This is a genomic window from Nonomuraea sp. JJY05, assembly GCF_043496855.1.
Lineage (GTDB): Bacteria > Actinomycetota > Actinomycetes > Streptosporangiales > Streptosporangiaceae > Nonomuraea.
In genome coordinates this window covers 397,359-419,610 of sequence record NZ_JBIEIS010000004.1, presented here as the reverse complement: position 1 = coordinate 419,610, position 22,252 = coordinate 397,359, and the positions used below count along the sequence as shown (strand labels likewise).

Here is a 22,252-nt window from a genome sequence, read left to right as displayed (position 1 = left end):
ATCTCCAAATACAACGCCCGCGGACCCGCCATCGACCGGACCACCTACAAAGCCACCATCAGCATCAACATGATCCCGGCCAGCCCTTGACGCTGCTACCCCAGCCCTAACTGAACGGCGTTGGGGCTAGGGCTGGGAGCTGCGCACTCCGGGTTAGAGACCGGGGACCGGGGGCTCGCGGACTCAGGGACCGGAGGGCTCGGGGGCTGGAAGCTCGGGGCTCGGCTCCAGGGCTCCAGGGCTCCAGGGCTCCAGGGCTCCAGGGCTCGGACGATGCGTCGTTGTGTTGGGTGACGGGTTACGCTCGTTTCTGATCGAATGTGACAAGGCCGTTACTGTAGTGTTTCCTTCCTCGACCAGGATCGAGGCGGAGGCAACCGTGCTACAGGTGGCAGGCGTTCTCAAGACGTTCCAGGGTGTCACCGCCCTCGACCACGTCACCCTGTCCGTGCGCCCCGGCGAGGTGCATGCGCTGATCGGCGGCAACGGGGCGGGTAAGTCGACCCTGGTGAAGGTGCTCTCCGGGGTCCATCAGCCGGAAGCGGGCGAGTTGCGCCTCATGGGTGAGCCGGTGAGGTTCGCCAGTCCGGCCGATGCCAAGCGGGCCGGGATCGCCACCGTCCATCAGGAGACGAACCTCGTACCGACCATGAGCGTCGCCCGCAACCTCCTCCTGGGCAGGGAGCCGAGGGGGCGGCTCGGGCTGATCGACTCCGCGGCCGTGCACGCGCGGGCCGAGCGGGTGCTGGCCGCGTACGGGCTGGAGGTTGACGTGCGCAGGCCGCTCGGCGCGCTGGGCGACGGCGCGCGCCAGCTCGTCGCGCTGGCCAGGGCCGCCTCGGAGGACGCGCGCCTGGTCATCATGGACGAGCCCACGTCGGCGCTGGCGCACGGCGAGCTGGAGACGCTGTTCGGGGCCGTGCGGCGGCTGCGCCAGGAGGGCCGGTCGGTCGTGTACGTCACGCACCGGCTGGAGGAGCTGTACGGGATCTGCGACCGGGTCACGGTGCTGCGCGAGGGGCGGGTCGTGCACACGGGACCGCTGGCGGGACTCGACCGGTTACGCCTGGTCTCACTCATGCTGGGACGGCCGTTCCACCCCGTGGAGCCCGCTCCGCACATCGGCGAGCCGGCCGAGTCCGCCGACCTGCCGGTGCTCGAGGCCAAGGGGCTGACCCGCCACCACGTACTGGACGGGGTGTCGCTCGCGATGCGGGCGGGCGAGGTGATCGGCCTGGGCGGGCTGCTCGGCGCGGGGCGCAGCGAGACGGCCCGGGCCATCGCGGGCGTGCTTCCGGTGGACGCGGGCCAGGTGACGGTGGCGGGGGCCCGTTCTCGCAAGTGGTCGATCAGGAACGCCATCCGCGCCGGTGTCGGCCTGGTGCCGGAGAACCGGAAGACCGAGGGCATCGTGCCGACGCTGTCGGTGCGCGACAACATCGCGCTGGCGGCTCTGCCCCGGCTGTCGCGGGCGGGGATCGTGTCGGACGCGCGGGTGGACAGCATCGTGGCGACGTTCATGAAGCGGCTCGGGATCAAGGCCGTCTCCCCGCGGCAGCCCGCCGGGGAGCTGTCGGGCGGGAACCAGCAGAAGGTGCTGCTGGCGCGGTGGCTGGCCATGCACCCGAAGGTGCTGCTGCTGGACGAGCCGACCCGGGGCGTGGACGTGGCGACGAAGGTGGAGATGCAGGCGCTGCTGGACGAGCTGGCGGTGGACGGGCTGGCGATCCTGTTGATCTCGTCGGACGTGAGCGAGCTGGTGGAGAACTGCGACAGCGTGGTCGTGCTGCGGGACGGGGCGATCACCGATCAGCTGGTCGGGCCCGAGGTCACGGAGGACCGGCTGCTGGCGGCCCTGGCCAAAGACTAGCCCGGCAGCGGAGAGGCCACCGCCTAGCCCAGCCCGACCAGGCCAGGCAGAGTCGAACACCACCCGACGCGGGAAGGCAGGGAGGGCAGGAACCGGCCGACGCGGGTGGGGACAGGAGCCGGCCGGGTGGGAGGGGACGCGCCGGGTGGGTGGGGACGTGCGCCGGCCCGAGTGGGAGGTCAGGTGTCCAGGTGGTGGGAGGCTTCGCCGAAGACCCAGGGTGAGGTCTGTGCGATGAAGTCGGCAGGGAAGCCGAGCGTGAAGCCCGTCGCCTCGTCCAGGCGTCGTACGGCGTCCTCCGGAAGGTCGACGTCCACCGCCCCGAGGTTGTCAGCCAGTTGCTCCACCGTCCGCGCCCCCACGATCGGCAGCACGGCCCGCGACCGCGCCCGCGTCCACGCGATCGCCACCTGCGAGCTCGACGCCCCCAGCGAGTCGGCCACCTCCTGCACCGCCCGCGCCACCGCGTGGTCGTGCTCGCTGACCGAGTCGGCCGCCACCCGCGTCCCCGCCTGCGCCGTGCCCCGGGTGAACTTGCCCGACAGGATCCCTCCGGCCAGCGGGCTCCAGGCGGTCACGCTCATCCCGTACGACTCGGCCATGGGCAGGAGCTCCCGCTCGATGTCCCGCTGCAGCAGGCTGTACGGCACCTGCAGCCCCGCGAACGGCGCCCACCCGCGGAACTCGGCGATCGTGTTGGCCCTCGACACCACCCACGCCGGAGCATCGGATATGCCGACATAGAGCACCTTGCCGGACCGCACGGCCTCGTCGAGACCGCGCATCGTCTCCTCGATCGGCGTGTGCCGGTCCCACAGGTGGACCCAGTAGATGTCCACGTAGTCGGTCCGGAGCCGGCGCAGGCTCGTCTCCAGGGACAGCCGCAGGTTCTTGCGGTGGTTGCCGGCCGCGTTGGGGTCGGCGCCGTCACGGCTGACGGTGTACTTGGTGGACAGGACGAACCGGTCCCGGCGGCCTTCGAGCAGCTCGCCCACGATGGCCTCGCTGGCCCCGCCCCGGTAGTTGATCGCCGTGTCCACGACGTTGCCGCCCGCGTCGGCATACAGGTCGAGCATGCGGCGGCACTCCTCGATCGGCGCGCCCACCCCGCCCTGCTCCCCGAACGTCATCGCCCCCAGAAGCAGCTCCGACACCCGTAACCCGGTGTTGCCCAGCAGCCGGTAGCGCATCGCTCAACCCCCTAATAAACCGAAATATGGGGATGATCGTAGTGGTTGGCCGTCGTGCCGCCCCGGTCCGACATGGTGCGCCAGGAGCCGGTTCTGGCGTGCCAGATCCGCTGCCGGTAGATGATGTACATGATCCCGAGTCGCTTGGAGTTCTTGATCGCCCACTCCGCGATCTCGTTGCCGCGCGCGACCTCCGCCCCCGACGGCATCGCGCCGCCACGGCTCAGCATGAAGTCGCAGGCCCGCCCGAGCGGATGCTCGCCGCCGTCCTGGATCGCCCGGTAACACCCGATCCCGTTCGGGACGCCGAACCGCTCCTGGATGAGCTGCTTGACCAGCCGCATCCGGGGCGTGATGTTGTCGGCCCCGCCGGGCAGCTGCGGCACCCACGTGCCGTCCGGCCGCCGCACGCCCGGCCCGATGTACAGCTGGTCGATCTTCTCCTTGATCCGCTCGATCTGCTTCTCGGCCTTCTTCTTGCGCTTGTCCAGCTCGTCCACCGTCTGGGTGAGCTCCTTGGCACGCGCGTCGGCCTCGTCCTTGGCCTGCTGGTGGGTGTCCCTGACCTGGGCGTAGCCGCGCAGCCGGGTCTGCTGGAGCGTGACGAGGTGCTGGTTGAGCGCCATCCGGCCGAGCAGCGACGTCGGGTCCCGGTCGGAGGTGAGCATGGAGAACTGGCCGGGATCGCCGCCGATGTACTGGGCGACGGCCATGGCGCGGAGCTCGGCGGACTCGCGGTCATAGACCGCCTGGGCCGCGGCCAGCTTCTCGCGCGCCGACTTTTCCGATTTTTCGGCTTTTTGCTGGGCGATTCTGCTGCTGTAGTAGTCGGTGATGAGCTTGTCCGACTCCTTCTGGAGTGCGGCGAGCTCTTTCTTGAGCTGCTTCACCGAGGGCTTGGGCGCGGCCTGCGCCGGCGCCCCCGCCGTCAGCAGCGCCACGGCGAGCGTCGCCGCGGAGAGCGTACGAACCAGTCCGCGAAGCCGGTCGGCGCGGGACGCAACCGCCACACTTCTCCTCACCCCGAGCCGCAGGGCAGGTTCCGGTCAGCAGTTATCCAGGCCGGGGGACGCCCTCTATCCGACTGCTGATAGTAGGGGATCATCCCGCTCCGCACACAACTCACAACTTTTCGGTATCGCGCGGCCGTCGTACCCTCCGCGCCACGATCTGCCGTCCGACCAGCACCGAGCCCGGCACGACCACCATCCCCAGAAGGCTCGACCCCAGACCGAGGTCGATGTCGGCGTCCAGCAGCCCGTCATCGCCGTCGCCCCCGAGGATCGGCAGGTTCACCGACACCTTGACGGAGACGGAGATGAGCGGATCCCTGTTCCTGGTCGCGGGCGGCGTGCCGGGGTCGGGCGGGCTCGTGGTCGGAGGCCGGGTGGCGGGCGGGTCGGTGTCCGGCGGCCTGGTCGTCGGGGGTCTCGTGGCCGGGGGTTGGCTGGTGGGCGGCCGCGTGGTGGGCCGCTCGGTGGGCCGCTCGGTGGGCCGCTCGGTCGGCCGGCTGGACCGCGTCGGCTCCCGCGTCGGTTCCCTGGTCGTGGGCCCGCCGGTCGGCTCCCGCGTCGAGGTGGAAGGAGGCGAGCCGGGAGGAGCCGTCGGCTGACCGGCGTACGTGACGAGCGGCGTTCCCGTGACCGGGACACTCGGGGTGGGCCCGGAGGAGGTCGGCCCGGAGGAAGTCGGCGCGGAGGTCGGCGAGGCGGGCGCCGGGGTCCGCGACGGCGGCGGCGCGGCGGTCGTGGCGGGCGGCAGCGCGGCACCCGGCCCCGGCTCCGGCGAGTCCCCGAGGATCACGAACGCCGACACGACCGCGGCGGCGGTCGCCAGCACCAGCCCACCCGTCACCGCGAACTTGGCCGCCGGCGCCAGCGTGCTCTGCACCACGCTGGTGGCGCTCTCGGCAACCGGTTGCGGCTTGGGTAACAGCGCGGCCAGCGGCAGGAGCAGGATGCCGAGCCCGGCCCGCCCGCGCGTCTCCCATTCGTCGCCGTACTCGGCGAGCGCGACCCCCTCCAGCTCGGCCAGGAACGCCTCCGCCGACACGGGTCGCCCGGCCGGGTCCTTGGCCAGGCCGTGTTCGAGCAGCGGCCGCAGCGGCTCCTCGACCTCCCCCAGCTGGGGCAGGATGTGCTGGTGCTGGTAGGCGAGCGCGGCCACGTTCTCGCCCTGGAAGGCGCGGTGGCCGGTCAGGCACTCGAAGAACACCAGCGTGGCCGCGTACACGTCGGTCGCCGCGCTGGCCGGCGCGTCGTCCCACTGCTCGGGCGCCATGTACGGGGGCGTGCCGACGAGCGCGGCCGTCTCCCCGAAGTGGGCCGCCACGCCGAAGTCGACGAGCTTGCTCTCGCCGTCCTGGGTGATGATGACGTTCTCGGGTTTGAAGTCCCGGTGGACGACGCCGCGCCGGTGCGCCTCGGCCAGCCCGAGCAGCGCGCCCTTCAGCACCACGAGCGCCGCCTCCGGGCCGGTCGCGCCCTCGTGCTCCAGCAGCCGCCGCAGCGTGACGCCGTCGACCAGTTCCATCACGATGACGGCGTCGTCCTGGCCCTCGACGTATTCGAGCAGGCGGGCGGTGTGCGGGCTGTCGATCTCGCGGATGACCTCGGCCTCCGCCCGGAACCGCTCGACGAACTCCCCGTCCGCGCGCAGCGGCTCGGACAGGTGTTTGATCGCGACGGCCAGCCCGTCTGAGTCCCGTACGGCGAGCATCACCCGGCCTGTCCCGCCGTGTCCGAGTTCCCGGATCTCGGTGTAGCCGGGAACTTCCATGTGGGACCTCCTGACCGGATAAAGATCCTTATGTCAGGACGCTAACCTGGGGTCACACCCCGTGTCGAGTCCCTTCGCGGGAGTGACCGGCCCGCTGCCGCAATCGGTATTTTTACTACTCCGCATAGTAGGTCGGTCAGGCAGCCTGCCGCGCCAGGTATCCGTGGACGTTGCGCGCGGCCGCGCGCCCGGCGCGGTTCGCGCCGATGGTGCTGGCCGAGGGGCCGTAGCCGACCAGTTGCAGGGCCGGCTCCCTGACGGCCTGGGTGCCGTCCACCTTGATCCCGCCGCCCGGCTCCCTGAGACGCAGCGGCGCGAGGTGGTCGAGCGCCGAGCGGAAGCCGGTGGCCCAGATGATCGTGTCCGCCTCCAGGTGGGCGCCGTCAGACCAGGTGACGCCGTGCGCGGTGATGCGCTGGAACATGGGCAGGCGTTCCAGCGCGCCCTTGGCCAGGGCCTGGCGTACGACCGTGCTGTAGCCGAGGCCGGTGACGCTCACCACGCTCTGCGGCGGGAGCCCCGCGCGCACGCGCTCCTCGACCAGCGCGACGGCCTCGCGCCTGGCGTTCTCACCGAAGTCGTCGTCCCGGAACACCGGCGGCCGCCGCGTCACCCAGGCCGTGCCGGCGGCGATCCCGGCGATCTCCGACAGCACGTGCATCGCCGACGCCCCGCCGCCCACCACGATCACGCGCCGCCCCGCGAATTCCTCCGGCCCCCGGTAGCCCGCGTAATGGAGCTGGCGGCCCGCGAAGTCCGGCGCGCCGGGGTAGTAGGGCCAGTGAGGCCGGGTCCAGGTGCCCGTAGCGTTGATCAAGGCGCGGGCCGACCACTCCCCCGCGTCCGTGCCGATCACCAACCGGCCGTCGGCGCCGTGCCGGACGGAGGCGACCCGCACCGGCCGTACGACGTCCAGTCCCAGCTCCTCCTCGTAGGCCGCGTAGTACTCGGGGACCACCTCCGCGGCGGGACGGCGCCCGTCCACGCCCACGGGACGGGCGACGCCCGGCAGGTCGAAGATCCCGTGCACCTTGTCCATGGTCAGCGACGGCGACCGGTGGCGCCACGCCCCTCCCGCCCCGCCGGCCGCGTCCAGGACGACCGGCTCGAACCCGAACCGGCGCAGGAAGTACGCGCTGGACAGCCCCGCCTGCCCGGCGCCGATCACCACCACCTCGGTCTCTTCCACGATCAGGTGAAACCACCGCCGGGCCCGCGCTCTTCCCTCACGTCTTCGCGCACACGTCCCGGTACGGCGTGGCACCCAGATAGTCGCGCCACTCCTGGAGGCTGAGCGTGCGGCCGGCCCGCGCGCACACCGCGCTCACCATCGCCTCCGGCGCGACCGGCAGGTCGTGGACCCGCTCCGACGTGCCGACCACCCGCAGCAGCCTCCCGTCTCCGGTGAAGGCCATGAGGTGCACGCTGCCGCTGCTGTCGAGCCGGATCTCCCCGCCCAGCGGCTGCCGGGTCGCCACGTCCCACAGATGGATCCCGCCGCTCACGTCGGAGACGGCGATCACGTCGCCACCGGGGGAGAACACGACGGCGTCGAATTCCAGGCCGGAAACGCGCAGGTCAGGCAGCAGGAGCCGCCGGGCGCTCAGGTCCCACAGGCTGAGGCGGTGCCCGTCGTGCGTGGCCAGCCGCCGCCCGGCGGGATCGACGACCATGTAACCCTGGTTCCGCGCCGCGCCGAACCCGGTGCCGACGGGCTTGCCGGTCATGATGTCGTAGAAGTGCCCGCTCGCCGACGCGATCGTCCTGCCGTCGGCGAGGAAGACGAAGTCGCGGGTGACGAACGGCAGTGTCACGCTGCTGACCGCCTTCCCGGTGCGCGCGTCCCACACCCGCAGGCGGAAGTCATCCTGTTTCTGGTTGTCGCGCGCGAAGACCGCCGCGAACAGGCGGCCGTCCCGGCTGTAGGCCCCGCCCATGGGGAGGAACGCCGGAATGCCCCCGAACGACCACAGCCGCCGCCCGTCGGTGAGGCTGTAGGCGATGACCGCCTCCCCGTCCTGGAAGACCAGGCTGTCATTGGCGGGGCTGAACCGCCACGGCATCGGGTTGCCGGGGTTGGGGTACGACGCGATCGAGCGCCGCGCGGCCACGTCCCACGTCCGGTACGCGGACGACGTGCTGATCAGCAGCCGGCGCGCGTCCGGGCTGATCGCCTCGATCTGCGCTCCGGAGGGCGCCCGGGTGCTCGCGGTGCCGGGCCGCAGGGCGAGGCTGACGATGCGCTCGTCCACCCGGTAGCGCAGCGTCTGGCCGGTCGGGTCGAACCACACGTCGGTGACCTCGCCCGGCGCCTCGTATCTGAGGATCTCCTGGTGCGTGGTCATGTCCCAGACCCAGACGCGCTGCCCGCGCGCGCCGGCGACCAGCTGGTTGTCGGCGCTGAGCCGGACCACCCACCGGGTGCCGGGGGTCGCCTGGCTCACCGCGTCCCCCCAGGTCAAGCCGTCCTGCTCCGCCTCCGAGTCGGCGACCAGCCGGCCCGACGCGGTGTCCCGGAGCTGGAACCGCTCCCCGGCGCAGTACATGAGCCGGCTGTCCGCGCTGAATCCCACGACCGGTTCCGTGCCGCAGCTCTTCTCGAGAGCGGGCACGCGCCGCATGCCCGGCAGCCGCCACACGCGGATCGTCTGCCCAGAGGGCCCCACGATCGCGACCAGTCTGCCCGAGGAGGCGACGGTGAACTGGGTGAGCTCGCCCCACTCCTTGGTGGGGAGCTCGCGGCCGCGTTCGGCGTCCCACAGGTCCGTCACGCCGTCGGTGCCGCTGATCGCCAGCAGCGAGTCCTGGTCGCCGAAAGCGGGGTGGAGCAGCTCCGGGTCGTCGCCCGCCTTCTTGACGCCGACGAGGCGGCCGGTACGTGTCTGCCACACGGTCATGGACTGGCCGGCCACGATGGCCAGCAGCCGGCCGGTGCGGCTCAGCGCCACCTGGTTCACGCCCTCGGCCAGCCGCGGCGAGGTCCAGGAGGCGGCCTGGCGGCCGGTCGCGACGTCGTACACGCGCACGCCGCGCTCGCTCGCGGCGGCGAGGACGCGGCCGTCGCCGCTGACCGCCTGCGTGGCCGCGCCCTCGCCGGCGGGCGGGCTGAACGACGTGCTCTCGCGCTGGTAGACGGCCGAGGTGAGGCTGGAGCGGGTGTCGGTGCCCGGTGCCAGCCGCCAGGCGGCGAGGCTGAGCAGCATGGCCCGCACCGGGTTCACCGTGCGCAGGTCGTCGGCCTGGTGGACCAGCTCGCGGCCACGGGCGCGGTCGCGTTCGGTCGCCACCCGGTCGCGCTGCTCGGCGGCCTGGCGTCCCTGCTGCACCGCGACCCCGGCGCCGATCACCGCCACCACCAGCAGTCCCGCCAGTGCCACGGTGAGCAGGCGGCGGCGGCCGGCGCGGCGCCGCGTGACGCCGTTCGCGGCGGCCAGGAAGTCACGTTCGAGCGGGGTCAGCGTCACCTGGTTCCGGCCGGTGGCGGCCCAGTCGAGCACGGCCTCGAGCCTGCTGCCCTGGAACAGGTCGCCGTCCTTGCGGCCGTGGTCGTGCCAGGCATGGGCGGCACGGGAGATCTCGGGCAGGACGCCGAGCCCATGCCGGTCGGCCTCCACCCAGCCGCGCAGCCTGGGCCAGGCGCGCAGCACGGCCGGGCGGACGATGCTCACCTCGCCGTCGCGTTCGGTGAGGATATAGCCGAAGACGTCCAGGATGCGCCGCCGCTCCGCGGGCCGCTCGGGGAGCAGGTCGTCCACGGACGCGCGCCGTACGGTCTCCGTGCCGTCGCCGTCGATCGTGATCAGCCGCAGCAGCAGGTCGGGCACCAGCTCGCGCTCCTCGGGAGCGAGCAGGTCGTAGGCGTCCTCGGCGAGCGTGCCGAGCCCCGGGTCGGCGGCGGCGGCCCGCAGGCCCTCGCCGCGCTGGCTGCCCTCCCCGAGCGGGTCGATCGCGCCTCCGACGAGGGCGAGCAGCAGCCCCCGCGCGCTCGGCCGCCGCCCTGGGTCCTTGCTCAGCGCCGCCGCCACCAGCGGCCGCAGCGACGCGGGCAGCGCGCCGAGGTCGGGCTCGAAGGTGAGCACGCGGTGCATGACCCCCGCGAGCGTCTCCGCCCTGAACGGGTCCTGCCCGGTGGCGGCGAACACCATGATCCCGCCCCAGGCGAACACGTCGGCCGCGGTGCCGGCCCGCCCCCCGGAGAAGACCTCCGGCGCCATGTACGTGGGCGTGCCCGCGATGTAGTCGCCGGCCGTGCGCGACATCTCCTCGGTGCGGGCGATACCGAAGTCGATCACGCGCGGCCCGTCGGGGCCGAGCAGCACGTTGTCCGGTTTGAGGTCCCGGTGCACGACCCCGGCCTCGTGGATCGCGGTCAGCGCGGTCGCCACGGCGGTGGCCAGCCGGTGCAGGTCGTCGCCCGCGAACCGCCGCCCGGCCCGCCGCAGGTCCACGCCCTCGACGTATTCGCTCACGATGTACGGCGGGCTGGCTGTCGGGTCTGCGTCGATCACCCTGGCGGTGCAGAAGGACGCGACCCTGCGGGCGGCGGCGGCCTCCTTGGCCAGCCGGTCGCGTACCTCCGAGTGCAGCACCTTGAGCGCGTACCGGCCGCCGTCGCCGTCGTACGCCTCATAGACGACGCCCTGGCCGCCGGAGCCGAGCCGCCCGGCCAGCCAGTATTTGCCGATCTTGACCGGATCACCCGGTGCCAGACTCTCCACGTGACCTTTGATGCGAATGGGGCGTGATTGGTTGACCTCACCCGGGCACGGGTGCCGTGGACTTGCGGACGATCAGCTCGGTGGCCAGCTCCACGTGACGGGAGTCGATCTTCTCGCCGGCCGCCAGCCGCAACGCGGTGCGCAGCGCCATCCCGCCCATCTCGCGCAGCGGCTGGCGGACGGTGGTCAGCGGCGGCGAGGCCATCCGGGCGACCTGGGTGTCGTCGTAGCCCACGACGCTGATGTCATCGGGGATGCGCAGGCCGCGCGCCCTGGCGGCCTCCATGACCCCCAGGGCCACCTCGTCGCAGCCCGCGAAGATCGCCGTCGGCGCCCGCGGCAGGTCGAGGACGGCCGCGCCGCCCAGCAGCCCGTCGTGATAGCGGAACTGGCCGGTCCACACGTACTCGGGGATCATCGGCGCGCCCTCGGCCTCCAGGGCGGCGCGGTAGCCGTGCAGCCGAGCCTGGTTGCAGGCGGCGGTGGCCGGGCCGCCGACGTAGGCGATGCGGCGGTGGCCGAGCGAGAGCAGGTGCCGGGTGGCGGCCAGCCCCCCGGCGAAGTTCGTGGAGCCGACGCTGGTCACGCTGGCGCTCTGCAGGTTCAGCGGGTCGATCAGCACCAGCGGCAGGCGGGCCCGCGCCAGCGCGGCCACCTGCTGGGCGGCCAGTTGCTCGCACGTGACGGCGATCAGCGCGGTGCGGCCGGCGGCCACCAGGTCACGGACCCAGGCGGTGCTGTGGCCGGCGTCCTTCTTGATGCTGACGACGATCCCGACGCCGATCTCGGCCCCGGCCTGCACCGCGCCCTGGATGATCTCGGTGGAGTAGGCGTTCAGGTCGTCGTCGAACTGCAGCTCGACGCTTCCGCACAGCTCGCGGCGCCCCGTGGCCGGGACGTACTCGTGCTCGCGCAGCAGCGACTCCACCAGGGATCGGGTGGCGGGCGCGACGTCGCTGCGGCCGTTGAGCACCTTGGAGACGGTCGCGACCGACACGCCGGCCGAGGCGGCGACGGTGGCCAGGGTGGCGCGCCTGGGGGTGTCCGGCATCGTGCCTCCCGCGGCTGGAGCGATCATCAGGGTGTCACAAGGGCGGACCGGAACGCGGACTCGCAGCGGGTCAGGTGCGCCATGTCCGCATGGTAGAACCGGTCGTCGCCCCGGGCTATGTGCCCGGCGAACGCCTCGTCGCCGGCGGCGGCCCGGTCGTACATGTGGCGGACGAGGTGCTGCAGCCGGGCGCGCGCGGTGGACGGGAGCGCGCGCCGGTCCGCGTCGCCGAGCCCGTACGCGTCGGCGAACAACCGCAGCCGCCGCGCCTGCTCCGCCACCGGCCACGAGCCCACCCCCTCGTGCCGGGGATCGCTGAGCGAGACGAACCGGTAGGCGGCATAGGCCACGTCCCAGATCCGCGGCCCGGGATGCGCCGTGTCGAAGTCGATGAACGCGACCGGCAAGCCGTCGCGGAACACGCAGTTGTACGTGGCCACGTCCCCGTGGCAGATCACCTCCGCCGGGCCCACCGGCGGGAAGTACCACGAAGAATCGGGATCGGCGGGGAAGCCGAGCGTGGCGTCGTGATACTCCCGCAGGAGCGTGCCCAGGGCTGCCAGCGCGTCATCGGTCAAGGCCCACTCCGGCAGCGGATAGCCGGGAACGTCGCCGGGCACGAAGTCCAGGATCTCCCGCCCTTCGCCGTCGATCCCGTGCGCCTGGGGCGCGCCGGTGAACCCGCGCGCCCGGACGTGGCCGAGCAGCGCGTGAACGGCGGGGGTCCAGGCCCCCGCCGGCCGCCGCACGGTCGAGCCGACCCGCACCACGTGGTTGACGCCGCCACCGGTCAGCACCTCTTCGTCGGCCACGGCCGCCTCTCCCCCGATCACCGCTGGGCACCGGACGATGATCTCCGGGCCCGGCGGTCAGTGTGCCACGCGGCACCGGGACAAGGCAGGCGAATAACGGATCAGCGGCGGGAGCGGAAGGCCACGGCCGTCGTCGAGGTGATCGCCGACACGATCACGGTCATCACCAGCACGGTGTTCAGCGGGCTCTTGCGCCGGGACGGGCCCGCCTCGGCCCGCTGGTAGCGCGTCAGCGGGACCGTCGCCTTCGGCTTGGGCGTCTTCTTGGGGGTGGGCGTCGGCACCGGCACCGGCACGGGCGCCGTCCAGGGAGCGGACGGGCGCGCCCGGCCCGCTCTCCTGCGCGGGCACTCCCCCACGTGGACCTCTGCCGTGCACACGCCGTCCCGGTAGACCGTCACGTGCGGCAGCACGACCGCGGGCGGCGCCCAGCGCTTGCGGGGCGGGACCGAGATCGACACCTTGGGCCTGGGCCAGCGCCGCGTCCGGACCCGGGGCACCGTCACCGTGGGGCCGACGGTCACGTTCTTCGGGGGTGCCGGCGGGCGTACGGTCACCTGCGGCACCGGGCGCGGCCACGGCACCCCGTCGGCCGCGGCGGGACCCGCGACGGCCACGGCGGCCAGGGCCACGGCGAACAGCAGCGGAGCGCGCCGGACGCCCATCGCTCACACCACCCCGCCGATGCGGGTGAACTCCTGCAACGCCCCCTGGAACGCCTCGGGCCCCACGGCCAGCGGCCCGGCGAAGGCGTGGGAGATGTCCCACGTCAGGTAGATGCCGAAGCCCAGCAGCGCGGCCGTCGCCAGCAGCGGCAGCAGCGCCGGCCCTCTCGGCCTGGCCCCGGCCAGGAACGGGAAGATGGTGACCAGGACCCCGGTGAGGATGGTCAGGTGCAGCAGCCCCGCGGGAGGCGTCGCGGCGGCGTCGGCGGTGCGCTGGGCCCGCGCGGTGGAGATCGCGCTGAGCTTCTCCAGCACGGCGCTCTTGGCGTCGTCCTGCTTGTCGCCGCTCACCTGCAGGTCGGTGACGCGGCCGCGCAGCTCGTCCATCCTGGCGGCGCCGACCGGGTCCATCCGGCCCTCGGCCATGAGGGGCCACTCGTCCCTGACCACGAACGTGATGTAGTCGCGCAGCGCCCTGCGCACGTCCTGCGGCGCGGTGCCCGGCAGGGCGTCGGCCGCCCAGTAGGCGTCGACCGCCGCCTGGCTCTCGGTGTGGGTGTTGAGCCGGGCGGCGTCGGCCGTGGTCCAGGGAACGATGATCGCGATGGCGAAGACCAGCAGGAACATGGCCGACAGCATTGCTCCGGCGTGCGCGACCGACGGGCCGCCGGGGTCGCGGTCCTCTTCGGCCCGTTTGACCTTCCTGAAGATCAGCGCGGTGAGCGCCACCGCGCCCACCGCCGCCACGACTGAGAGCGTGTACGCCACCATGAAGAATCTCCCGAAACTCATCGGATACGCAACGTCACATTACTATCACACAGTGCAATGATGGCGTGAAGCACGGATCGGTAAAGGCCCGGGCAACCTCGGGCCCTGGCGGGAGTCGATGAGCGGGATCGGGGCGGCCACGTGTGGCTACGCTCGTGACCGCCCCGTACGGCCTCCCCCGTGTGACGGTGGTGACACGGGAACGGGAGGCGTGCCCTCCTGCGCGGCGAGGACCGGGGCCGTTCTGCGCGAACCGCCGGCGGCCCTCGCCCGCACCCCTCCCATTGGGGCCCGCCTCACATGGTCCGCCGCCCAGGGGGCCCGCGCTTCAGGGAGCGCCCCCGGGATTTCCCCTGGAGTGCGGGCCTCGGGAGCCCGCCCGGCAGGCCGGGCCGCCCGCGGCAGCGGCCGCGGGGACGCGGGCCGGCCCGGCGACCTGGGGATAACCCCTGGTTTTCGCGCGCCCTCTGGACAAGGGGACAGGCAAGTCTTACTTGAGCCGCCCGCCGCGCCGCGCAACGTTGGATTTCCCAGCGTGCGGAGGCCGGTATGACGTTCGTCGGACGGGATCAGGAGCTCCGGTGCCTGGCCGCGGAGTTCGAGCGCGCCCGCGCCGGACTGCCCAGGCTCGTCGTGGTCGAGGGACCGGCGGGCATCGGGAAGACGACCCTGGTCCAGCGGTTCCTGGAGACGTGCGGGACGGGCAACGTGCTGTTCACCGACGGCGACGAGGGGGAGGCGCTGCTCCCGTACGGGACGCTGACCAGGCTGTTCGGCGGGCTCCCCGCGCAGATCGAGGCGCCGGCCACGGCGGAGCCGCCCGATCCGCTGGCCGTCGGGGCGGCGCTGCTGCCGGAGCTGAGCGAGCGGCAGGCGAGCGAGCCGCTCTGCCTGGTCGTGGACGACGTGCACTGGGCGGACGCGCCGACGTTGCGGGCGCTGACGTTCTGCCTGCGCAGGTTGCGCGTGGACCGGGTCATGGCGGTGCTCATGCTGCGCGAGGCCGCCACGCTGCCGGGGCCCGAGGGGCTGCGGCGGCTCATCGCCGCCGACACCACCCGCCGGCTGCGGCTGCGCGGGCTGCGGGAGCCGGAGGTGGCCGCCCTGGTCGGCGGCCGGGTGTCGCAGCGGGCGGTGGCCAGGCTGGTCGCCCACACCGAGGGCGTGCCGCTGCACCTGCGGGCGCTGCTGGAGGAGGTGCCCCTGCAGGCGCTGGACGACCTGGCCCAGCCGCTGCCGGCGCCCGTGTCGTACACGATGCTGGTGCTGGCCAAGGTGGCCAGGTGCGCGCCGCCGGTGCGCGAGCTGGTCGGCGCGGTCAGCGTGCTGGGCATGTCGTGCCCGCTGCACCTGGCGGCGCGGGTGGCGGGGGTGTCCGAGCCGCTGCAGGCGCTCGAAGAGGCCGTGCGCGAGGGCGTACTGCTGGAACGGTCCTCTTCGCGCGGCCCCGTGGCGGCGTTCGCGCATCCGCTGATCCGCGCGGCCGTCTACCGCGACCTGGGCCCGGCGCACCGCTCGGCCCTGCACGCGAGGGCGGCGCTGGTGGCGGAGGGCGAGCAGGCGCGGCTGCGGCACCGCATCGAGGCGGTGGCGGGCCCGAGCCCGGAGCTGGCGTCCGAGCTGGCGGAGCTGGGCCGGGCCCAGGTACGGCTCGGCACGTTCGGCGGCGCGGCCGAGCACCTGAAGGCGGCGGCGGAGCTGTCGGGTGACCCCGCGCCGCTGGCCGCCGAGGCGGTGGAGGCGCTGCTGCTGGACGGGCGGGTGGACGAGGCGGCCGGGCTGACCGCGAGCCTGCCCGAGGACGCGCACCCGGCGGTGCGCGGCTACGCGCTCGGCCACCTGGCCATGGTGCGCGGCCAGGTCGAGGAGGCGCGGGCGCAGCTCATCACGGCCTGGGAGCAGGCCGGGCCGCCCGAGTCGGGCCTGGCGGCGCGGGCGGCGCAGCAGCTCGCCATGCTCTGCCTGGTCAAGGCCGAGGGCAGGCAGGCCGCCCGCTGGGCCGAACGCGCCCGCAACTCCCCCGGCTACCGCCTCAGCATCGACTACAACCGCTTCACCCGGCTCACCGGCCTGGCCGTCTCCGGCGAGATCGACGCGGCGCTGGCCGCGACCGCCGACCTGCCGCCGCCCGCGGCGGCGACGATCGCCGACCTGGACGCGCTGCTCGGCCGCGGGCTGCTGCGCACCTGCTCCGACGACCTGGCGGGCGGGCTGGCCGACCTGTCGGGGGTGGTGGCGGCGTGCGGGGAGCGTTCGGTGCCGTTCCGGATGCTGGCCACGGCCATGCTGGGGCAGGTCGAGTACCGCTCCGGCCGCTGGGACGACGCCGCCCTGCACACCGGGACCGCGGCGTCCGTGGCCGACGACGCCGACCAGCGGTGGCTCTCGCCCATCTGCCACGGGCTGGCCGCCCTCGTCCCGGCCGCGCGCGGCGACTGGCCGCTCGCGGAGTCCCACGTCCGGGCGGCCGTCGCCGGGGCGGACTCGGTGGCGGCGCTCGCGCACGGGTGCAGCGCCGCCGCGCACCTGGCCGCCGCCAGGGGCGATCACGCCGCGACGGTGGCGGCGCTGGAGCCGCTGCAGGCGGTGGAGGTGCACGACATCGTGTACGAGCCCGGCGTCGTACAGTGGCTCGACCTGTTCATCGACGCCCTGGTGGGGCTGGGCGAGCTGGAGCGGGCCGAGACCTGCCTGACGGCGGCCGAGCGGCTGGCGGAGCGGCGTGGCAGGCGTTCGGCCCTGGCCACGGCGGCCCGCTGCCGGGGCGGCCTGCACGCGGCCCGCCACGAGAACGACCTGGCCGACGCCGCCTTCACCACTGCTCTGTCGCACGCCGGGGCGGGGGACGGGCTGCCGTTCGACGAGGCCCGGCTGCGGCTGGCGTACGGGCGGTTCCTGCGCAGGCTGGGCCGCCGCAGGCAGGCGCAGTCGCACCTGGAGCCGGCGCTCGGGCTGTTCGCCGAACTGGGCGCGGTGCCGTACGTGGGGCGGTGCGAGCAAGAGCTGAGCGCGTGCGGGCTGCCACGCGCCGAATCGGGCGCCTCGCCGCTGCTGAGGCTGACCCCGCAGGAGCAGGCGGTGGCGCGGCTGGTGGCGACCGGGATGACGAACCGGCAGGTGGCCAGGGAGCTGGTGCTGAGCGTGAAGACGATCGAGTACCACCTGGGGAACGCGTACGCCAAGCTGGGGGTGAGCTCACGCGTGGCCCTCACCACCAAGCTCATGCACTGAGCCCCGCGACTTGAGCAGCGTGCCGCCGTCGTAGGCGGGGGCTCCCGCACACCCCTTGGGATCGACGGTGCTCCGCGCGAACGCCTCCGGGGCTGAACGACGAGCTCGGATTCAGCGGCTCGACGGCGCGTCGAGGCCCATCAGGGGCAGGCACGGCTCGAGCCCGTCGATCTGGACGGGAACGGTGCGGTGCCGCTCCCAGGCGTCCCGGGTCAGGCGCAGCCGGTGCTCCACGACCATCCTCCCGTCCAGCGCGTGGCGCAGGCGGCCGTCGGGCTCATAGCCGAGCTTGCGGGAGACGGCCAGGGAGGCGGCGTTGTGCTCGAGCGCGCCGGACAGCGCCACGTCGGCGTCCAGGCCGGCGAAGGCGAGGTGGAGCACGGCCGCCCGCATCTCGGTGCCGAGCCCCTGCCCCTGGTGGCGGCGGCCGAGCCAGGAGGTGGTGCGCACCTGACGCGTGATGCCCAGGTCCCGGGCGGCGAGGCTCTGCTGCCCGGCCACCACGCCGTCCCGGAACACGGTGAGGTCGAGCGACCACTCCTGCGGCGTCCACGCGCCGAGCTGCCGCCAGTGGTAGTGGATCACGCTGCGGGCGGCCTCGGCGGGCGGCGCGTCGGTCCACCGCACGAGAAACGGCGAGGCGTCCGGGTCATGGATGCCCTCGGCGGCCAGGTCGGCCAGCGCGGCCAGCTCCTCGGGCGAGGGCAGCCGCAGTTGGAGCCGCGGCGTGGTCAGCCGCAGCCCGGCCGGCGGAAAGTGATCGACGAGCATGCCACCATCGTGATCGCCTTCCCGGCGGCACGTCATCCGGTTTCCGCCCGCGCCGGCTTGGGTGTGGCCGCCGGTCGGCTGACGATGCCGGAGGCCGCGGAAGCGGTCGAGGTCGACCAGGTCGCCATCAGCCGCCCCCTGGTGGTGCCTGGGCCGAGCGCCGAGCCGGTGTGCGTGCAGACGTCGCTGTCCCCTGAGACGGGCGCGATCACGGTGGCCGGCACCACGCTGCGGGGCCGGCACGCCCGCGAGCACTTCCGGGCACGAGTGCGCCCGCTGCTGCGCCAGGCCCCGCCCGCTGGACCCGGCGCGGCTGCGGGCCCGCATCGGCACGCTGGTGAACGTCGGCGGCGCCCCCCGGCCGGGCGAACCGCTCAGGCCGTGGTCGTCCTCCGATCCGGAACGGCTTCTCGCCGTGGCGGCCGATCGGCTCGCCGAGCCGCCCTATAGCCCTCCACCGCGCTCACCGAGCCACCCGAGCCCGCCGCCGTGCCCGCCACGGGGCAGTCATGATCGTGCGATTTCTCGAGGAGGTGCGCCGGTTGCGAGTGGTCGCCATGGCTGAACGCCCGACGGTCTTGACGACGATGTTCAGAAAAGGTCTATATGCACTCTGCCCGGTGGCGTGGCGGAGGGTGAGTCGGCGGGCCCACTCTGACCTGGCGCCGGGGACTGCTCGGTCACGTCCGGAGTCCTATCGGGAGCGGAGGACGTGGACGGGTCCGGCACGCTCTTTTGCGCCGGCGTCGGTGTCACAGTGGGTGCCGGCGTGGGGGTGCGGGTCTTCGGTGACGTGGAGGGAGTGGGCGACGGAGACGCGCCTGCTGGCGTCGAGGTCGCTGGCTCCCGATGCGGCGCCGGCGCTGGGAGCTCGGCCTGCCTGCCCTTTTTGGGGGATGATTTGCGGGGCTCGGCCCGTTTCCGGGACTTGCCGGTCACCTGGTCGGCCACGGTCTGATCAACGATCACCTGGTAGGTCAGGATGCCGCCCATGCTGACGCAGAACACCAGCGCGGCCGCCGCACCCAGCTTGGCCCACGACAAGGCCTTCCCGAGTTCCCCGACCGAGGCCATGGCCTGTGCGAACCGCCGCAGCGTGGCGTCGCCCGCCTCGGCTGTCCGCTCCTGCCACACGCTCACCGTGTGCTGCTTGACCTTGTCGCCGGTGCGCTTGAGACAGTGCGTGTAGACGTCGGTGGCCACCGTACTGGCGAAGCTCATCACGGCGGCGCCGATCACCGTGCCGGCGACGCCCAGGTACGACGCCGCGACCGCCGCCGTGACCGCGGCCATCGCGCTTCCCACGATCTGCGGCACGCTGAGCACCAGCCTGCGCTGCTTTCTGCCCGCTTCTCGGATCCGGTCCGTCTCGGTCATGCGTGTGGTGGAAGCCTTCTCGTTCAAGGACGCGCACGCGCCCTGCCTGTGGCGCGCGGACCTTTCGGGGCCACGCGCGGCTCAGCGGACCGGTGGTGGAGACTGGGGTGGAGACCCGCTCGCCTGAAGAGGCAGCCGGCTCGACCACTATGACCCGGTGGACAGAGGCGGCTGATGCGACACCCGACGCCATGTCGGATCATGACGGCGTCCTTGCATTTATGCGGAATTGGCCCGGCGCGTTGGGGCGCCGCACGTCATCCTCAAACGGCATACGTACGAGCACGCCAACCCCGAAGGCGTTGACCAGAAGCGGCAAGACAACGGTGGCGATTCCACACCTGGTGGGGGGCGGCTTGCTGATCGGCTGGTCGCAGCCGCTGCACCTACGGATGGCCGTAGCGCCCCAGGCCCCCGGGTCGAGACCGCCTACGGCGGACGCAGCCCCAGCGCTTCGTGGGCAAGCGACCGTCAAGCGCTTTTCAATCACGGCTCCTTACGTTGAAGGCATGCCTAACGTCGGCTTAATCGAGATCATCGTCATGTTCCTCATCCCTCTGGCGGCTCTCTGGGTCGTCATCTACACCGCCGTACGGGCAGCGATCCGCCACAGCAGGTGACACCCAGGGGCCGCACGAATGTCCGGGGATTGGCGACGGGCGGGTGGACGTGAGGCGGGGCCACGGTCGCGGTGCCGGTGGGGGGCGCGGAGCTGTGGCCCGGGCCGTGGGACGTGCGGGTGCTGGTGGAGAGGCGACTACTGCCTGCCGGGCGGCAGCGGGGGTTCCTCGTTCGTCCAACCGGTCTTCTTGATCGCTTCGAACGTGCGCATTCCGTTGATGGTTGATTCGAAGGTCAGCGGTTCCCCGGTCTCCGCGTCGACGATGATCCGGTCCGTGCCGTTGGCGAGCCGGCGGCTGACGGCCTGGCCCGTACGGCCGAGCGGGTCCGTGACCTGGCCTTCCGCCGTCGTACCGGGAAGTGAGGCGAGCATGCGGTACGCCGCCGCCCTCGTCTCGGGGGAGGCCGGAAGGTTCATGAGGAGGCGCACGCCGGTTTCGTAGAGTTCGGCGTCCGCGTTCACGGGTTCCGTGCCGTGCTGCTCGGTCACCAGCGGTTCCAGATATTCGCGCAGGCCCTCCGGGGTGGTCGGCAGCTTGGCCAGTTCGGCGCGCGTCATGGGCTTGTTCGCCAGGGTTCCCATCGAACCCTCGCCGTCCTGGCGGGCGGCCACGGGTTCGTCCGGCTTGGTGCGCAAGGTCGGTGCCCTGCCTGGCACACCGGAATACGTCCAGCTGCTCGGCGAGCCTGCTGCCCGCCACGCCTGCTCGTCCTGGGGCGTCGCGGGCTGCACACCCAGGTTCTGGGTGATGTACCAGGTGGGCCTGCCGCCGTCGCGCGCGATCCAGATGTCCGTGGAGGCCCTCGCTTCCAGCGTGTACCGGCCGCTCGGTTCGAGGCGTTGCTTGCCGGCGTCGTGAAGGAGGTGGAGAGCCACGAGCTGACCCTGAAGCAGGTCGCAGGACTCACGACCGTCACGAGAATGGACGTGACCACGGCGGACGTGTCGCCGATCCAGGTCGGCGGTCCGGAGAGCACGGTGACCCTGCGGCTGCCCAAGGGCACGTACCTGATCGAGAGCGTCACCGATTCGGCCGCGGGCTCCATCCTGCTGATCCATCCGGGCCTGCGGCTGGACGCGCCGCGGACGGTCGTGCTCGATGCGGGCCTGGCCCGCCCGTTCTCCGTACGCGTGCCGGACGCGTCGGCCATCTCCTTGCTCAGCGAGGTGACCTACTCCCGCGACACGCTGGACGGCGAGATCACCGCCGGGCTGGTGGCCCGCTCCTTCGACCGGATCTCCGTCGCGCAACTGGGCCCGCCGCAGACGTACGACATGCTCACCAGGGTCGCCGGCCAGTGGGCCACGCCGGGGCCGGACGGCAGCGTGCACGGCAGCCCGTCGGCCTACCGGCTGGCGTGGTTCGTACGCGGCGGCGTGCCCACGGGGTTCACCGGGGACGTCTCGCGGAAGGAACTGGCGACGGTCCGTCGCGATCACGCCGTACAGCGGAGGGGCGCGACGATCGAGGTGGCGAGCACCGCCGTGCCCGCTGACGGCCAGTTCTTCGGCATCCGGTTCATGACCGATTTCCGCGCCCCGTTCACGCACACGGAGTACGTCAACACCGACGACGGCATCCGCTGGCGGCACGGGCTCAAGGAGTACAGCACCGGCGAGTTCGGGTTCGTGGACTCGGCTCCGACCCGGTACGAGGCGGGACGCACCTACACCGAGAAGTGGAACCGCGGCGTCTTCGGGCCGTCCCTGGTCAACAACGTCACGGACGCCCCGGTGGTCACGCGGACCGACAACGTGCTCCTGTACCAGCCGCTCCTGTACGGCGACGGCGCCGGGCGGCCCGGACATGGCGTCACGTCGAGGCAACACAGCGTTCTCTATCGCGACGGCCACCTCGTGGCCGAAGGGCAGAGCCTGTTCGGCAGGGTCGAGGTGCCGCCCGCCGACGCGCGGTACCGGCTCGTGGCCGAGACCGGGCGGGGACCGGACTCCACGCTGTCCACCCGTACCACGGTCGCCTGGACGTTCCGCTCCGCCCAGGGCCAGGCCGGGAAGCGGACGGCGCTGCCGCTGTCGGTCGTCGGGTTCGCTCCCGCCCTGGACGAGCAGAACGCCGCGCCCACGGGAGGGCCGTTCACCGTTCCGTTCACCGTGCGGACGCAGTCCGGGTCGGCGGCCGGCCCTGTCACCGCGCTGTCCGTGGACGTCTCCTATGACGACGGAGTGACGTGGCAGGCGGCGAAGGCGCTGCACTCCGGGGGGAAGGGCATGCTCGTTCTTCAGCACCCGGCGCCGGACGGATTCGTGTCGCTGCGCGCCAGGTCCACCGACAGCTCGGGTAACACCGTCGACCAGACGATCATCCGCGCCTACCGCATCGCCCGTTGAGGAAGTGCGGGGCCCGTCCCCGCACTTCGACCGCCCGCCGCACCGCG

The 22,252-nt window shown here is 72.9% G+C and carries 15 protein-coding genes; 3 read left to right on the top strand and 12 right to left on the bottom strand.

Annotation, left to right across the window (positions count from 1 at the left end):
- Positions 1 to 388 precede the first annotated feature (388 nt).
- Positions 389 to 1,870, top strand: coding sequence for a sugar ABC transporter ATP-binding protein (locus tag ACFKCF_RS07850; protein WP_394492160.1), 1,482 nt, complete (start codon positions 389 to 391; stop codon positions 1,868 to 1,870).
- Between the two features lie 179 nt (positions 1,871 to 2,049).
- Here the strand turns inward: ACFKCF_RS07850 and ACFKCF_RS07845 are convergent, their stop codons facing one another.
- The 9 genes from ACFKCF_RS07845 to ACFKCF_RS07805 all read right to left on the bottom strand — a co-directional run bounded on the left by ACFKCF_RS07845 (position 2,050) and on the right by ACFKCF_RS07805 (position 13,876).
- Positions 2,050 to 3,060 carry an aldo/keto reductase gene (locus ACFKCF_RS07845; protein ID WP_394492158.1) on the bottom strand — a complete coding sequence of 337 codons (1,011 nt, stop codon included), beginning with the start codon at positions 3,058 to 3,060 and terminating at the stop codon, positions 2,050 to 2,052.
- A gap of 11 nt (positions 3,061 to 3,071) precedes the next feature.
- On the bottom strand, positions 3,072 to 4,070 hold the full coding sequence (locus tag ACFKCF_RS07840; protein ID WP_394492156.1) for a coiled-coil domain-containing protein: 999 nt from the start codon (positions 4,068 to 4,070) through the stop codon (positions 3,072 to 3,074).
- 112 nt (positions 4,071 to 4,182) lie between these two features.
- The gene (locus ACFKCF_RS07835; RefSeq protein WP_394492154.1) at positions 4,183 to 5,838 is read right to left on the bottom strand and encodes a protein kinase; all 1,656 of its coding nucleotides are present in this window, start codon (positions 5,836 to 5,838) and stop codon (positions 4,183 to 4,185) included.
- A 136-nt stretch (positions 5,839 to 5,974) separates the two neighbouring features.
- Positions 5,975 to 7,027 carry an NAD(P)-binding domain-containing protein gene (locus ACFKCF_RS07830; RefSeq protein ID WP_394492152.1) on the bottom strand — a complete coding sequence of 351 codons (1,053 nt, stop codon included), beginning with the start codon at positions 7,025 to 7,027 and terminating at the stop codon, positions 5,975 to 5,977.
- A 37-nt stretch (positions 7,028 to 7,064) separates the two neighbouring features.
- The gene (locus ACFKCF_RS07825; RefSeq protein WP_394492150.1) at positions 7,065 to 10,556 is read right to left on the bottom strand and encodes a protein kinase; all 3,492 of its coding nucleotides are present in this window, start codon (positions 10,554 to 10,556) and stop codon (positions 7,065 to 7,067) included.
- Positions 10,557 to 10,593: 37 nt separating this feature from the next.
- Positions 10,594 to 11,607: a LacI family DNA-binding transcriptional regulator gene (locus ACFKCF_RS07820; RefSeq protein ID WP_394492148.1), complete on the bottom strand. Its 1,014-nt coding sequence runs from the start codon at positions 11,605 to 11,607 to the stop codon at positions 10,594 to 10,596.
- Positions 11,608 to 11,633: 26 nt separating this feature from the next.
- A complete protein-coding gene (locus ACFKCF_RS07815; RefSeq protein ID WP_394492146.1) occupies positions 11,634 to 12,419 on the bottom strand; it encodes a phosphotransferase enzyme family protein in 786 nt (261 codons plus the stop codon).
- Positions 12,420 to 12,520: 101 nt separating this feature from the next.
- Positions 12,521 to 13,084 carry a hypothetical protein gene (locus ACFKCF_RS07810; protein ID WP_394492145.1) on the bottom strand — a complete coding sequence of 188 codons (564 nt, stop codon included), beginning with the start codon at positions 13,082 to 13,084 and terminating at the stop codon, positions 12,521 to 12,523.
- A 3-nt stretch (positions 13,085 to 13,087) separates the two neighbouring features.
- Positions 13,088 to 13,876: a hypothetical protein gene (locus ACFKCF_RS07805; RefSeq protein WP_394492143.1), complete on the bottom strand. Its 789-nt coding sequence runs from the start codon at positions 13,874 to 13,876 to the stop codon at positions 13,088 to 13,090.
- Between the two features lie 528 nt (positions 13,877 to 14,404).
- Here ACFKCF_RS07805 and ACFKCF_RS07800 point away from each other — a divergent pair.
- A complete protein-coding gene (locus ACFKCF_RS07800; protein ID WP_394492141.1) occupies positions 14,405 to 17,086 on the top strand; it encodes a helix-turn-helix transcriptional regulator in 2,682 nt (893 codons plus the stop codon).
- 111 nt (positions 17,087 to 17,197) lie between these two features.
- Here the strand turns inward: ACFKCF_RS07800 and ACFKCF_RS07795 are convergent, their stop codons facing one another.
- The 3 genes from ACFKCF_RS07795 to ACFKCF_RS07785 form a co-directional block, all read right to left on the bottom strand.
- The gene (locus ACFKCF_RS07795) at positions 17,198 to 17,857 is read right to left on the bottom strand and encodes a GNAT family N-acetyltransferase (RefSeq protein WP_394492139.1); all 660 of its coding nucleotides are present in this window, start codon (positions 17,855 to 17,857) and stop codon (positions 17,198 to 17,200) included.
- 591 nt (positions 17,858 to 18,448) lie between these two features.
- Complete coding sequence (locus tag ACFKCF_RS07790; RefSeq protein ID WP_394492137.1) at positions 18,449 to 19,234, bottom strand: hypothetical protein; 786 nt, start codon at positions 19,232 to 19,234, stop codon at positions 18,449 to 18,451.
- Positions 19,235 to 19,991: 757 nt separating this feature from the next.
- Positions 19,992 to 20,732, bottom strand: coding sequence for a hypothetical protein (locus tag ACFKCF_RS07785; protein ID WP_394492135.1), 741 nt, complete (start codon positions 20,730 to 20,732; stop codon positions 19,992 to 19,994).
- On the opposite strand from ACFKCF_RS07785, the gene ACFKCF_RS07780 reads away from it, so the two are divergent.
- Positions 20,721 to 22,205 (top strand): hypothetical protein, encoded by a 1,485-nt coding sequence (locus tag ACFKCF_RS07780; protein ID WP_394492133.1) that lies wholly within the window; start codon positions 20,721 to 20,723, stop codon positions 22,203 to 22,205. The genes ACFKCF_RS07785 and ACFKCF_RS07780 overlap by 12 nt on opposite strands.
- Positions 22,206 to 22,252: the final 47 nt, after the last annotated feature.

Excerpts from the sequence above, each read along its gene's own strand:
- ACFKCF_RS07845 (WP_394492158.1), bottom strand. The coding sequence starts at position 3,060 with ATGCGCTACCGGCTGCTGGGCAACACCGGGTTACGGGTGTCGGAGCTG.
- ACFKCF_RS07790 (WP_394492137.1), bottom strand. The coding sequence starts at position 19,234 with ATGACCGAGACGGACCGGATCCGAGAAGCGGGCAGAAAGCAGCGCAGG.
- ACFKCF_RS07795 (WP_394492139.1), bottom strand. The coding sequence starts at position 17,857 with ATGCTCGTCGATCACTTTCCGCCGGCCGGGCTGCGGCTGACCACGCCG.
- ACFKCF_RS07820 (WP_394492148.1), bottom strand. The coding sequence starts at position 11,607 with ATGCCGGACACCCCCAGGCGCGCCACCCTGGCCACCGTCGCCGCCTCG.
- ACFKCF_RS07835 (WP_394492154.1), bottom strand. The coding sequence starts at position 5,838 with ATGGAAGTTCCCGGCTACACCGAGATCCGGGAACTCGGACACGGCGGG.
- ACFKCF_RS07805 (WP_394492143.1), bottom strand. The coding sequence starts at position 13,876 with ATGAGTTTCGGGAGATTCTTCATGGTGGCGTACACGCTCTCAGTCGTG.
- ACFKCF_RS07800 (WP_394492141.1), top strand. The coding sequence starts at position 14,405 with ATGACGTTCGTCGGACGGGATCAGGAGCTCCGGTGCCTGGCCGCGGAG.
- ACFKCF_RS07810 (WP_394492145.1), bottom strand. The coding sequence starts at position 13,084 with ATGGGCGTCCGGCGCGCTCCGCTGCTGTTCGCCGTGGCCCTGGCCGCC.